At 70.8% G+C, this 12786-nt stretch carries 11 protein-coding genes and 1 pseudogene; 8 read left to right on the forward strand and 4 right to left on the reverse strand.

Annotated features, from left to right (window positions below):
* Positions 1-86 precede the first annotated feature (86 nt).
* Complete coding sequence (locus tag AC07DF_RS26075) at positions 87-1145, forward strand: RNA-guided endonuclease InsQ/TnpB family protein (RefSeq protein ID WP_478975960.1); 1059 nt, start codon at positions 87-89, stop codon at positions 1143-1145.
* On the opposite strand, the gene AC07DF_RS26080 is transcribed toward AC07DF_RS26075, so the two are convergent.
* Positions 1127-2059, reverse strand: a complete 933-nt coding sequence (locus AC07DF_RS26080) for a bifunctional helix-turn-helix transcriptional regulator/GNAT family N-acetyltransferase (RefSeq protein ID WP_478975963.1) — start codon at positions 2057-2059, stop codon at positions 1127-1129. The genes AC07DF_RS26075 and AC07DF_RS26080 overlap by 19 nt on opposite strands.
* Before the next feature lie 231 nt (positions 2060-2290).
* On the opposite strand from AC07DF_RS26080, the gene AC07DF_RS26085 reads away from it, so the two are divergent.
* Positions 2291-2866 (forward strand): dihydrofolate reductase family protein, encoded by a 576-nt coding sequence (locus tag AC07DF_RS26085; RefSeq protein WP_478975966.1) that lies wholly within the window; start codon positions 2291-2293, stop codon positions 2864-2866.
* A gap of 251 nt (positions 2867-3117) precedes the next feature.
* On the opposite strand, the gene AC07DF_RS26090 is transcribed toward AC07DF_RS26085, so the two are convergent.
* The gene (locus tag AC07DF_RS26090) at positions 3118-4167 is read right to left on the reverse strand and encodes a LacI family DNA-binding transcriptional regulator (protein ID WP_478975969.1); all 1050 of its coding nucleotides are present in this window, start codon (positions 4165-4167) and stop codon (positions 3118-3120) included.
* Positions 4168-4458: 291 nt separating this feature from the next.
* Between AC07DF_RS26090 and AC07DF_RS26095 the strand changes: the two genes are divergently transcribed.
* The 6 genes and pseudogenes from AC07DF_RS26095 (at position 4459) to AC07DF_RS26120 (ending at position 10808) form a co-directional block, all read left to right on the forward strand.
* Entirely contained in the window at positions 4459-5610 is a 1152-nt protein-coding gene (locus AC07DF_RS26095; RefSeq protein ID WP_478975972.1) for a Gfo/Idh/MocA family protein, read from the forward strand.
* Positions 5607-6761, forward strand: coding sequence for a dihydrodipicolinate synthase family protein (locus AC07DF_RS26100; protein ID WP_478975975.1), 1155 nt, complete (start codon positions 5607-5609; stop codon positions 6759-6761). Before AC07DF_RS26095 ends, AC07DF_RS26100 begins: the two co-directional genes overlap by 4 nt.
* Positions 6758-7588: a sugar phosphate isomerase/epimerase family protein gene (locus AC07DF_RS26105; RefSeq protein ID WP_478975978.1), complete on the forward strand. Its 831-nt coding sequence runs from the start codon at positions 6758-6760 to the stop codon at positions 7586-7588. The genes AC07DF_RS26100 and AC07DF_RS26105 overlap by 4 nt, the downstream gene beginning before the upstream one ends.
* 79 nt (positions 7589-7667) lie before the next feature.
* Positions 7668-7811 (forward strand): annotated as a pseudogene (locus AC07DF_RS26110) (LysR family transcriptional regulator); the annotation flags it as partial.
* A 379-nt stretch (positions 7812-8190) separates the two neighbouring features.
* A complete protein-coding gene (locus AC07DF_RS26115) occupies positions 8191-10026 on the forward strand; it encodes a glycoside hydrolase family 3 protein (protein WP_478975981.1) in 1836 nt (611 codons plus the stop codon).
* 128 nt (positions 10027-10154) lie between these two features.
* Positions 10155-10808, forward strand: a complete 654-nt coding sequence (locus AC07DF_RS26120; protein WP_478975984.1) for a hypothetical protein — start codon at positions 10155-10157, stop codon at positions 10806-10808.
* A gap of 26 nt (positions 10809-10834) precedes the next feature.
* Here AC07DF_RS26120 and AC07DF_RS26125 read toward each other — a convergent pair whose 3' ends face one another.
* Together AC07DF_RS26125 and AC07DF_RS26130 are read right to left on the reverse strand one after the other, a co-directional pair.
* On the reverse strand, positions 10835-12277 hold the full coding sequence (locus AC07DF_RS26125; RefSeq protein ID WP_478975987.1) for a S28 family serine protease: 1443 nt from the start codon (positions 12275-12277) through the stop codon (positions 10835-10837).
* A gap of 98 nt (positions 12278-12375) precedes the next feature.
* Complete coding sequence (locus AC07DF_RS26130) at positions 12376-12768, reverse strand: hypothetical protein (RefSeq protein WP_478975990.1); 393 nt, start codon at positions 12766-12768, stop codon at positions 12376-12378.
* Between the last annotated feature and the right edge of the window lie 18 nt (positions 12769-12786).

Below are 12786 nucleotides of genomic sequence, written 5' to 3' on the forward strand. Positions count from 1 at the left end.
CGTCGCCAGACAGATCAACAGTGCCCCAACCCGCAGCTTTATTCATCGTCCGCATTCATTACACGTATCCACGCTAGTTTGTGAGCGTGGCCGCGAACCATGTGAAGCGGGCGTTCAGGTACCGCTTCTATCCGACTGATGCGCAGGCAGCCGAGCTGTCGCGCACGTTCGGGTGCGTGCGCAAGGTCTACAACCTCGCCCTGGCCGCCCGCACCGAAGCATGGACACGGCAGGTGCGGGTCAACTACAACGCCACCTCGGCCATGCTGACGGCGTGGAAGAAGACCGAGGAACTGGCATTCCTCAACGACGTCTCTTCGGTGCCGTTGCAGCAGACACTGCGGCACTTGCAGACGGCGTTCACCCACTTCTTCGCCAAGCGGGCCAGGTACCCGCGCTTCAAGTCGCGGAAAAGATCGCGGAAGTCCGCCGAGTACACCACCAGCGGTTTCCGCTTCCACGACGGCAGGGTGACCCTGGCAAAGATGGCTGACCCGCTGGACATCGTGTGGTCCCGGCGGCTTCCCGAAGGCGCCAAACCGTCCACCGTGACCGTGTCGCAGGACGCGGCGGGACGATGGTTCGTGTCCATGCTGTGTGAGGACCCCGCCATCAAGCCGCTTCCCGCCACCGATGAGGCCGTCGGGGTGGATGTCGGCCTGGACCATCTACTGACCCTCTCCACGGGAGAGAAGGTCGCCAATCCGAGGCACGAGCGCCGTGACCGCACCCGTCTGGCCAAGGCCCAGCGGGAGCTGTCCCGCAAGGTCAGGGGAGAGGGCGACAACCGGCGCAAGGCCCGGCGCAAGGTCGCCAAGATCCACGCCCGGATCGCCGACCGGCGCCGTGACCACCTCCACAAGCTCAGCACACGTCTCGTTCGTGAGAACCAAACGATCGTGATCGAGGACCTGACCGTCCGCAACATGGTCAGGAACCGTCCCCGGGCTGGCGGTGTCGGCCTGTGGAGCCGGCGTAAGACCTCAACGGAGCACTCCGGGCGGGCAGCCGGTGACGAAGCAGGAATCCCTACGACGCAAGCCGTAGGAATCCCCCTCGTCACGAGGGGGAGGAAGTCAAGTGGACGGACCCTACCCCGGCACTCCCGCCGAACGACTCCCTTACTTCACTCGGGTGTTGCGTGAAGATCCAGCCGCCAGTCCTGGCCGTTCAGGTCCTGGCCGAAGGAGTGGTGCGGCTTCTCCGCGACCAGCTCGAAGCCGTGGCGCTGGTAGATGCGGCGGGCCGCGCCGAGGATGTCGTTGGTCCACAGGACCACCTCGCGGTAGCCGGCTGCGCGGGCGAAGTCCACGAGTGCCCCCACCAGCCGGTCGCCGATGCCCAGGCCGCGCGCGTCGGGCTCGACGAGCAGCAGCCGGAGCCGGGCGGCCCCGGGTGCGTCGTCCCGTACGCACATCACGCACCCCACCCGCCGGCCGTCCAGCTCGGCGATCCAGGTCCGGTCCAGACGCGGGTCGTGGTCCTCGCCGTAGTCGGCGACGATACGGGCGACGAGGCCCTCGTACTCGAGGTTGAAGCCGTACTCGGCGGCGTACAGCGCGGCGTTGCGCTCCACGATCCAGCCGAGGTCGCCGGGGGTGGGCTCACGCAGGACGACGTCCTCGGGACGCGGGGCACGGCCGTCGCCGAGGAGCGTCCGAACGGTCCGCAGGGCCTCCGCCAGCCGGGGCCGGTCCTCGGCCCGCACTGTGTCCAGCATCGCCCCGACCGTCTCCCGGGCCCGCTCGTCGAGCAGTGCGGCGGCCTCGCGGCCGGACGCGGTGAGGGTGATGCGGCGGCGGCGCGGATCCGTCTCCGACGGGCCGCGCTCGACCAGTCCGTCCTGCTCGAACTTGTTCAGGATGCGGGTCAGGTATCCGGCGTCCAGGTGCAGCTGGGTCCGCAGGTCGGCGGCGTCCGTGCGCGGTGCGTGGGCGAGCTCGTAGAGCACGCGGGATTCGGTGAGGGTGTAGGGGGCGTACATGTGGCGGCCGTAGTCGAGCGCGCCGATGACGTTCGTGTAGAAGCGGTTGAAGGAGCGGATGTCCTGGACGGTCATGACCTCGACCCCCGAATGTTTGACTCAGTCAGAGATACCGACGAGCCGAGCCTAACGGTCCGGGACATGCGAGGCCAGACGCGAGAAGGATCCGGACGAGAGACGGCCGATGAGTTTTTCCGTATGGCGCAGTCAGAAGACGTGTTCGTGCGTCGCGGCCGCGAGTGTCGTGGAAGGCACGCACGGACGAAGTCCGCCGAGAACCCGACATGAGAGACCGAGGAACCCACGATGCGCACCCTGATCAGTACCGCATTCATCTCGCTCGACGGCGTCGTGGAGGCCCCGGGCGGCGAGCCCGGCTACCGGAACACCGGCTGGACCTTCAAGCACGCCGAGTTCCTGCCCGAGGCGTACGAGATCAAGGACCGGGAACAGCGGGAAGCCACCGCGATGATGATGGGCCGCACCAGCTATGAGGCGTTCAGCCCGGTGTGGCCCGGCATGGAGGAGGAATTCGCCGACTACAACGTGATGCCGAAGTACGTCGTCTCCACGACCCTCACCGAGGACGAGCTCGTGAAGAACTGGGGGGAGACGAGGATCCTGCGGTCGCTCGACGACGTCGCCGCGCTGAAGGAGACGGAGGGCGGCCCGATCATCATCCACGGCAGCGCCTCCCTCAACCAGGCCCTTTCCGACGCCGGCCTGATCGACCGCTACCACCTGCTCGTCTTCCCGCTTCTGCTCGGGGCGGGCAAGCGGCTCTTCAGCACCACGGACAAGGACGCCCAGAAGCTGAGACTCGTCGAGCACAAGGCCTACGCCAACGGTCTGCAGAAGAACATCTTCGACGTCGTTCGCTGACGAGGCGCCGCGCGCTCGGCCCGCCCCGCCCCCCTGGGGGGCGGGGCAGCGCGTCTCAGCCCGTCCGGCGATTGAGGACGAGGCCGTTCAGGCCGAAGCGGGGGCCTGGGGGCGGCAGCCCCCAGCAGGGCCGGGGCGGCAACGCCCAGGGCCAGGAAGCCCGCGCCACCCCCAGCACGACCCGGGTGGCGCCGCCCAGCACTACGAAACCCGCGGCACCCCCAGTACGACCCGGGCAGCAACGCCCAGCACTACGAAACCCGCGGCACCCCGGAGGACCCCCGCACCATCAACTCTCCCCGCACCGAGGCGATCCCCCCGGGCGGCGCCTCCTCCCGCCCCATCGCGATCCGCCCGGCCCGCGCCCCGGCCTCCCCCAACGGCAACCGCACCGTCGTGAGCGAAGGCACCGCGTCGATGCTGAACGGCAGATCGTCGAACCCGGCCACCGACACGTCCTCCGGAATCCGCAGCCCCGAGTCGCGCAGCGCCGCGCACGCCCCCAGCGCGACGGAGTCGTTCGCGGCGACGACCGCCGTCAGCGACGGGTCACGCCGCAGCAGCTCCAGCGTCGCCTCGTAGCCGGACCTGCGGTCGTAGCGTCCGTGGACCGTCCACCGGGGGTCCTCCTCGATCCCGTGCGCGGCCAGCGCGGCCCGGTGTCCCTCCAGCCGGTGCCGGGTCGTGGTCCGCTCCTCGGGGCCCGCGATGTAGCCGAGCCGCCGGTGCCCGAGCCCGATCAGGTGCTCGGTCAGCTCCTGCCCGCCGCCGCGGTTGTCGAAGGTCAGCGCGATCGCCCCGGTCTCCGGCGCCGGCGGCCGCCCGCACAGCACCACCCGCGTCCCCGCGTCCGTGAGCTTGCGCACCTTCGCGTCCATCGCCGCCTTGTGCGCCGCGTCCTCTATCGCCCCACCGGTCAGCACCACGGCCGCCGCACGCTGCCGCTGCAACAGCGTGAGATACGTCAGCTCCCGCTCCGGGGAGCCGCCCGTGTTGCAGACCACCGCGAGTCTCTCTCCGCCCGCACGGCCGCCCGGGCCGCCGATCTCGGCCTGGATGGCGCTCGCCATGATCCCGAAGAAGGGGTCGGCGATGTCGTTCACCAGGATCCCGACCAGGTCGGAGGTGGCGGCGGCCAGGGAGCTCGCGGGCCCGTTGAGCACATAGTCCAGCTCGTCCACGGCCTTCAGCACCCGCTCGCGGGTGGAGGCGGCAACGGGGTAGTTCCCGTTCAGCACGCGCGACACCGTCGCGGGCGAGACCTGCGCGCGGGCCGCCACGTCCGCCAGGGTCACCGTCATCTCGTCGTCCTCCGGTCGCGCATCTCGTCGTCGCCCTCGTACACACCCGGAGCCATGACTACGGTTCCGAGCAGGTCGGCAGCCCTGGCCTCACCGAATCCGTGGCCAAGGTTTCCGAGCAGACTTTAAGCCCCCGACCCCCGGTTGTTCGCCCCCTCGAACAACTCGTCCTGGTCACGGTCTTGTCCGGACCACCGTTCAGAGGCTAGCTTCTCCGTATGTAGAAAGCGCTTGCTGCAACGCTCACCAGTGGGCGTACGCGGCGCGACGACCGCGTACGAAGGGAACGACGTGACACGCAAGACGGTGCGTATCGCCATGAACGGCGTGACCGGGCGCATGGGCTACCGCCAGCACCTGGTCCGCTCCATCCTGGCCCTGCGCGAGCAGGGCGGCCTCGACCTCGGCGACGGCACCGTGCTGTGGCCCGAGCCGATCCTGGTCGGCCGCCGTGAGCACGCGCTCAGGGCGCTGGCCGAGCGGCACGGCCTCGAGCACGTCTCGACCGACCTGGACGCGGTCCTCGCCGACGAGACGGTGGACATCTACTTCGACTCCCAGGTCACCTCCGCCCGCGAGGAGGCCCTGAAGAAGGCCATCGCGGCCGGCAAGCACATCTACACCGAGAAGCCGACCGCCACCGGCCTCGCCGGCGCCCTGGACCTCGCCCGGCTGGCGGACGAGGCCGGCATCAAGCACGGCGTCGTCCAGGACAAGCTCTTCCTCCCCGGCCTGCTGAAGCTGAAGCGCCTGATCGACGGCGGCTTCTTCGGCCGGATCCTCTCCGTGCGCGGCGAGTTCGGCTACTGGGTCTTCGAGGGCGACTGGCAGGACGCCCAGCGCCCGTCCTGGAACTACCGTGCCGAGGACGGCGGCGGCATCGTCGTCGACATGTTCCCGCACTGGGAGTACGTGCTGCACGAGCTGTTCGGCCGCGTGAAGTCCGTCCAGGCCCTCACCGCCACCCACATCCCGCAGCGCTGGGACGAGAACGGCAAGCCGTACGACGCCACCGCCGACGACGCCGCCTACGGCGTGTTCGAGCTGGAGGGCGGCGCCATCGCCCAGATCAACTCCTCCTGGGCCGTGCGCGTCAACCGCGACGAGCTGGTGGAGTTCCAGGTGGACGGCACGGAGGGCTCGGCGGTGGCGGGCTTGCGCAACTGCCGCGTCCAGCACCGCTCGGCCACCCCCAAGCCGGTCTGGAACCCGGACATCCCCGCCACGGAGGTCTTCCGCGACCAGTGGCAGGAGGTCCCGGACAACGCCGAGTTCGACAACGGCTTCAAGGCCCAGTGGGAGCTGTTCCTGAAGCACGTCTACGCCGACGCGCCCTACCACTGGGACCTGCTGGCCGGTGCCCGCGGTGTCCAGCTCGCCGAGCTGGGCCTCGCGTCCTCGGCCGAGGGCCGTCGTATCGACGTACCGGAGATCGCGCTGTGACCATCCAGCTCCCGGACGCGAGCGGGTCCCTGAGGGCGTACGAGCCCCGCCAGGAACCGCTCACCCTCACCACCGGTTCCCCGCTCACCTCCCGCACGGTCTTCTCGGCGGCGCACGTCGTCGCCGACCCGTTCGCGGATGTGTCCCCCGACTCGCCCGCCGCCGTCGACTGGGACGCCACCCTCGCCTTCCGCCGCCATCTGTGGGCGCACGGGCTGGGTGTCGCCGAGGCCATGGACACCGCGCAGCGCGGCATGGGCCTGGACTGGGCGGGCGCGGCGGAGCTGATCCGCCGGTCGGCGGCGGAGGCCAAGTCGGTGGGCGGTCGTATCGCCTGCGGCGTGGGCACCGACCAGCTCACCGGCCCGGCGTCCCTCGCCGAGGTCCGCGCGGCCTACGAGGAGCAGCTCGCGGTCGTGGAGGAGTCCGGCGCCCAGGCCATCCTGATGGCGTCCCGGGCGCTCGCGGCGGCCGCCTCAGGGCCCGAGGACTACCTGGAGGTCTACGGCCATCTGCTCCGCCAGTCCGCCGAGCCGGTCGTCCTGCACTGGCTCGGCCCGATGTTCGACCCGGCGCTGGAGGGCTACTGGGGGTCGTCCGACCTGGACGCGGCCACGGACACCTTCCTGGAGGTGATCTCGGCCCACCCCGACAAGGTCGACGGCATCAAGGTCTCCTTGCTGGACGCCCAGCGCGAGGTCGACCTGCGCCGCCGGCTCCCCGACGGGGTCCGCTGCTACACCGGCGACGACTTCAACTACCCCGAGCTGATCGCGGGCGACGAGCGGGGCTTCAGCCACGCCCTGCTCGGCATCTTCGACCCGCTGGGCCCGCTGGCCGCCGAGGCGGTCCGGGTGCTGGACACCGGGGACGTCGCGGGGTTCCGCGCGCTCCTCGACCCGACGGTCGAGCTCTCCCGCCACCTCTTCCAGACGCCGACCCGCTTCTACAAGACGGGCGTGGTGTTCCTGGCCTGGCTGGCGGGCCACCAGTCCCACTTCACGATGGTCGGCGGCCTGCAGTCGGCCCGCTCGCTCCCGCACTTCGCGAGGGCGTACGAACTCGCCGACGGTCTCGGTCTGTTCCCCGACCCGAAGCTGGCGCAGGAGCGGATGAAGAACCTGCTGTCCTTGTACGGGGTGAACCAGTGACGGAGCTCGCGCGTTTCTCCATCAACCAGATGACGGTCAAGCAGCTGTCGATGCCGGAACTGGTCGACAACTGCCGTGAGGTGGGCGTCGTCAACGTAGGCCTGTGGCGTGAGCCGGTCCAGTCGTACGGTCTGGAGGCCACGGCCAAGCTGGTCCGTGACGCGGGCCTGACGGTGACGACGTTGTGCCGGGGCGGCTTCTTCACGGCGATCGACCCGCGGGAGCGGGCCGAGGCCCTGGCCGACAACCGCCGCGCGATCGACGAGGCGGCGACGCTGGGCACGGACACGCTGGTCCTGGTCTCGGGCGGGCTCCCGGCGGGCTCGAAGGATCTGCACGGGGCGCGGGAGCGGATCGCGGACGCGCTGGCGGAACTGGGGCCGTACGCCGAGGAGCACGGCGTCCGCCTGGCCATCGAGCCGCTCCACCCGATGTACGCCTCCGACCGCTGTGTGGTGTCGACGCTGGCCCAGGCCCTGGACCTGGCCGAACGGTTCCCCGCCCAGCAGGTCGGGGTCACCGTCGACACGTACCACATCTGGTGGGACGACACGGCTCCGGCGCAGATCGCCCGCGCGGGCGCGTCCGGCCGCATCCACACCTTCCAGCTCGCCGACTGGACGACTCCCCTCCCGGAGGGCGTGCTGACCGGCCGGGGCCAGATCGGCGACGGCGCGATCGACATGCGGGAGTGGCAGGGGTACGTGGAGGCGGCCGGGTACACCGGCGCCATCGAAGTGGAGCTGTTCAACGACGGCTTGTGGGCACGGGACGGCCGCGAGGTGCTGGCCGAGACGGCGGCGAGGTTCGTCGAGCACACCCGGTGATCCGCTGCTGAACCAGGCTCGCTGCCCCGCCCGTGGAACCGGGCGGGGCAGCGGCCGTATCGAGGTCGTGGCAGCGAAGCGGGTCTGCCACGACTGGCTGCCGCAGACGCTGCGCACGGCCGGGCACGACCGGGGGGAGGTGCCGCTCGATCCCGTGCCGGTGCGGCGGAAGTACGCGCTGTGGCGGACGGGGGCGGCCCGGCGTCCGGCCATCGCGGAAACCGGGCACTCGGCGAGTAGTGGCCAAATGTCGGCTCACACGCCCCGTTGGACCACCGGTTCACCCCGGGTACCGACTTCCGGAAATACGGCCCGCGCCGGGAACCCGGCCCGGACTCCCGTCGTCCAATCGCAGGCCGCCGGAGAGTCACCACGGTGCGGTGTCGGCCCTCGCTGCTGGCTGCGATCGCTGACCTCCCTCTCCGCCGTACCGCGGCCGGCGGCCCCGCCGCCATCGGCGCGTCCCCCTCCAACCGCGCCGGTGGCGGCCCCTGTGCGGTCACCGCGCGCTCCCTTGACTGGCAGAAACTTCCCGGTTATTGGTGACCTCTTGGAAGTTTCCTTCAGCGGATCCGAGAGGATCACCTCCGGAAGGAGCGCACGTGCACGACACCGGCACGGGAAGCACAGGAAGCACCGCACAGCCCTCCAGACGCACCGTTCTCGCCGCCACGGCCGGGGTCACCGCCGCCCTCGCGGCCGCCGGGCCCTCGTACGCCTCCGGCCCACCGGACGACAAGAGACTGCGCGCACTCGTCTCGCGGATGACGCTGGAGGAGAAGGTCGGCCAGCTCTTCGTGATGCGGGTCTACGGCCACTCCGCCACCGCCCCCGACCAGGCCGACATCGACGCCAACCTCAAGGAGATCGGGGTCCGTACGGCCGCCGAGCTGGTCGCGAAGTACCGGGTCGGCGGCATCATCTACTTCGCCTGGGCGCACAACACCCGTGAGCCGCACCAGATCGCCGACCTCTCCGACGGCATCCAGCGGGCCTCCCTGGGACTGCCCCGCGGGCTGCCCGTGCTCATCTCCACCGACCAGGAGCACGGGATCGTGGCCCGGGTCGGGAAGCCCGCGACGCTCTTCCCCGGGGCCATGGCCGTGGGGGCGGGCGGATCCCGGTCCGACGCCCGGGCGCTCGGCCGGATCGCGGGCGCCGAGCTGCGGGCGATGGGCATCCGGCAGGACTACTCCCCCGTGGCCGACGTGAACGTCAACCCGGCCAACCCGGTCATCGGCGTACGCTCCTTCGGTGCCGACCCGCGGGCCGTGGCCGGGCTGGTGGCCGCCGAGGTCGCCGGGTACCAGGGTTCCGGGGTCGCCGCGACCGCCAAGCACTTCCCGGGGCACGGGGACACCAACGTCGACAGCCACACCGGCTTCCCGACCATCACGCACAGCCGGGAGCTGTGGGAGAAGCTGGACGCGCCGCCGTTCCGGGCGGCGATCGCCGCGGGCATCGACTCGATCATGACGGCCCATCTGATGGTCCCGGCCCTCGACGACTCCGGCGACCCCGCCACCCTCTCCCGCCCCATCCTCACCAGCATCCTCCGCGAACAGCTCGGCTACGACGGGGTGGTGGTCACCGACTCCCTCGGCATGGAGGGCGTACGGACCAAGTACGGCGACGCCCGGGTGCCGGTGCTCGCGCTGAAGGCGGGCGTGGACCAGCTGCTCAACCCGCCGGATCTGGACCTGGCCTGGAACGCCGTCCTGACGGCCGTGCGTGCGGGCGAGCTGACGGAGGATCGACTCGACGAATCGATCCTGCGGGTGTTGCGGCTGAAGTCCAGGCTGGGACTTTTCCGGGCACCGTACGTCGGTCAGGACGGTGTCGACCGGACCGTCGGCATCCGCTCGCACCTGAAGGCGGCCGACCGGATCGCCGAGCGGACGACCACCCTGCTCGTCAACGAGGGGCGGCTGCTGCCGCTGTCCCGGCGCCGCCATCCCAAGGTGCTCGTGGTCGGGGCCGATCCGGCCTCGCCGTCGGGGACGACCGGGCCGCCCACGGGCGTGCTCGCGGGCGCGCTGTCGGAACTGGGCTTCACCGCCACTGCCCTGTCGACGGGTACGGCCCCCTCGGCGGCGACCATCGCGAAGGCGGTCGCGGCGGCGCGGGACGCGGACGCGGTGGTGGCCGCCACGTACAACGTCACGGCGGGCAGCAGCCAGAAGACCCTGGTCGAGCAGCTCCTGGCGACCGGGAGGCCGGTCGTGGCGGTCGCCATCCGCAATCCCTACGACGTGGCCCAGCTGCCGTCCGTCCGGGCCTGCCTGGCCGCCTACTCCTGGACGGACGTCGAACTGCGGGCCGCCGCACGGGTGATCGCGGGCCGGGTGGAGCCACGCGGGAAACTGCCGGTCGCCGTACAGCGGGCGGATGATCCAGAACAGGTGCTGTACCCGATCGGGCACGGTCTGTCGTACTAGACGTACGCCACGGACCGGGCGCACCACCCCCAACGTGCGCAAACCGCCCCATGTGCCTGGCGTGCGCCCGCGATGGCGGGTCACGCTGGGGCAGGGCCCCGGGGCCCTGAGCACTTTGGGGGACGGCAATGCGCAAGACGGGTTCGGTCGGGGGGATGGGCGGGCTGCTCGTGCTGGTCGCGCTGCTGGTCGGGTGTCAGAGCCCGTCGGCGGGTGTGGCGGAGGACGGCCGGCTGGGCGAGCCGGTGACGGGGACGAGTGCCGCGGTCTCGCCGTCGGCGACCCGGCCGTCCGGGTACGGGGCGGTGTTCCTCGCGGTCGACGAGTGCAGTTCGTTCGGTACGACGAGCTTCACCGAGGTGCCGTGCGCCGGTGAGCGGGCGGCGGCGCGAGTCGTGGCGCGGCACGACGGCGCGGTGCGTGACGGGCCGCGCTGCCCGCGGACCACGGACTTCGTGCTGCACATCAGCGAGCAGCGGCCCGCGTCCGACGAGGACGGCGACGGGGCGGTGCCGCGCGGCTACGCCTGTATGCGCAACCTCCAGCCGCCGCACCCCGGAGACCCGGGCGGCGGGGGCGGGCCGCGCACCATCGTCGGCGACTGCGTCTACAGCTCCGGCGACGGGCAGGTCCGCGAGACCGCGTGCGACGGGAAGGGCGAACGGCAGCCGGAGTACCGGGTGACCCGGGCGGTCGCCGGGCGGGAGGACTGCCCCGGCTCGACCGCCCTGTACGTGCGGCTCGGCGGCGATCGGCCGGTGGGGTGCGCCCGGCCGCTGTGAGCGGCCGGGCGCGAGGGCGATGTGCGTTACGGGCGCAGCGTCATCTCACGCTGGACGTCCCGCTTGTCGAGCTTGGCGTCGAACTTCGCCAGCGGCTTCGCCGCCTGCGGGTCGGCCTGCACCGCGCCGGAGGCGACACCGGCCCACTCGAGGATGCGGGCGGTGGCGAGGGCCTTCTGCTCGGGCACGAGGCCCACGACGTTGGCCCCGTGGTTCATGCCCGGAGCGGTCATGACGTAGGAGTCCTTCGCGCCCTTGCCGAGGCGGAACGGCTCCGCGCTCCACGGGTCGTTCTGTCCGTTGACGAAGAGCATGTGGCGGGCGTTGTGGCGGACCCAGGTGTCCACGTCCCGCATCGCCGACGGCTGGAACTTCATGGGGATGTCCCGGGGGACGAAGTTGCGCGGCGGCTGGTAGCCGTAGCGGATGTACTGCTTCTCGATGTGCGGGAAGCCGATCGTCGGCGCGCCGAGCTGCGTGCCGGCCTGGTAGTAGTACGGCGTGTAGGTGGTCAGGCCCTGGTCGGCGTAGGCGGAGAAGCCGGCGATCGTGTCGACGGAGGTCCAGATGTCGTCGTCGGTGGCGTTCTTGGCGTCGGCCGGGATCTGGTCGCAGTCCCTCAGCAGGCTGTACTGCCAAAAGCCCCAGACGTAGTCGAGGACGGTCGCCTCGTAGGCCTTGTCGAGGCTGCCGATGGTCTCGAAGGTGAGGCCGTTCTCCTTCGCGTAGGCCGCGTACTTCTTCTCCAGCGGCTCGCGGCGGACCAGCGCCTCGCGCTGCACGGCGTTCAGCCGGTCGCGGCACTCCTTGGTGCCGACGCGGGCGAAGAAGCGGTCGTAGGCCGAGTCCTCCTTGTTCACGACGTCGTTGGGCGCGACGTAGGCGACGACGCCGTCCATGTCGCGGGGGTAGAAGCGCTCGTAGTAGGTGGCGGTCATGCCGCCCTTCGAACCGCCCGTGGAGAGCCAGTTCTTGCCGTAGACGCTCTTCAGGGCCTTGAAGACGCGGTGCTGGTCGCTGGCCGCCTGCCAGATGTCCAGCTTGGACCAGTCGGCCGGGTCGGGGCGGGACGGGGTGAAGAAGCGGTACTCCAGGGAGACCTGGTTGCCGTCCACGATCTGGGTGGGCTCACTGCGGCGGGGCGTCGTGGAGACGTTGTAGCCGCTGGTGAAGAAGACCGTCGGGCGGGCGACGTCCTTGTGCAGCACGGTGATGCGCTGCTGGAACGTGCCCTTGGACGGCTTCCGGTGGTCGACCGGCTGGGTGTAGTTCAGGACGAAGAAGCGGTAGCCGGTGTACGGCTTCTCCTCGACCAGGCTCATGCCCGGTATGGAGAGCAGCCTCTCCTTGATGTCAGTGGTGCTGCCGGTGCCGGTGGCCTCCGGCTCGGCGGCGGTGGCCGCTGTCGCCGTGCCCAGTGTGCCTATGAGCACCGTGAGCGCCAGCAGCCATCTGAGCGCCTTGCGCATGCGCACTCCCCTGTGAGACAGATGTGCGCCGGAAGCTAGCGGACCAACTCACCGGAGCACCAGGGGACATAGGGAAAACCCTGTGCGCGGGCGGGGATTCAGCAAAGGATCCAGCCGGTGCTGACGGACTTGGGGCCGACCTTGCCCTTGAGCCAGACGCAGCGGCGCCCGGCGTGCACCGTGACCGGGCCGGCGAGGTAGGCGTACCGTCCCGCGTCGACGACCGGCCGGTTGCCACGCGCCTGGACGCTCACCGACATCTTCTTCTTCACGCCGGGCTTCTTGGTCACGGTCACGGCGCAGACGTAGCCGCCGCGCTTGTAGACGTACACGGTTCCGGTGGAGAACGGCAGGGTGCGGACCTTGCGGCCGGGGCAGGACGCGGTGCCGGCGGCCTGTGCCTCGCCCGGTGCCGCCACGGCGAGCAAGCCGGAGGCGGTCAGCACGGCCAGGCCGAGCGCGAACCGCCGGCGTATCGCTCCACTGTCCACTGTTGTCCTCCCGTACCG

The sequence above is a fragment of the Streptomyces sp. NPDC044719 genome (assembly GCF_056433405.1).

Bases quoted from the DNA above. Each gene is read 5' to 3' on its own strand.
- AC07DF_RS26090 (WP_478975969.1), bottom strand. From the start codon at position 4,167: ATGACGGTGACCCTGGCGGACGTGGCGGCCCGCGCGCAGGTCTCGCCC.
- AC07DF_RS26125 (WP_478975987.1), bottom strand. From the start codon at position 12,277: ATGCGCAAGGCGCTCAGATGGCTGCTGGCGCTCACGGTGCTCATAGGC.
- AC07DF_RS26120 (WP_478975984.1), top strand. From the start codon at position 10,155: ATGCGCAAGACGGGTTCGGTCGGGGGGATGGGCGGGCTGCTCGTGCTG.
- AC07DF_RS26085 (WP_478975966.1), top strand. From the start codon at position 2,291: ATGCGCACCCTGATCAGTACCGCATTCATCTCGCTCGACGGCGTCGTG.
- AC07DF_RS26080 (WP_478975963.1), bottom strand. From the start codon at position 2,059: ATGACCGTCCAGGACATCCGCTCCTTCAACCGCTTCTACACGAACGTC.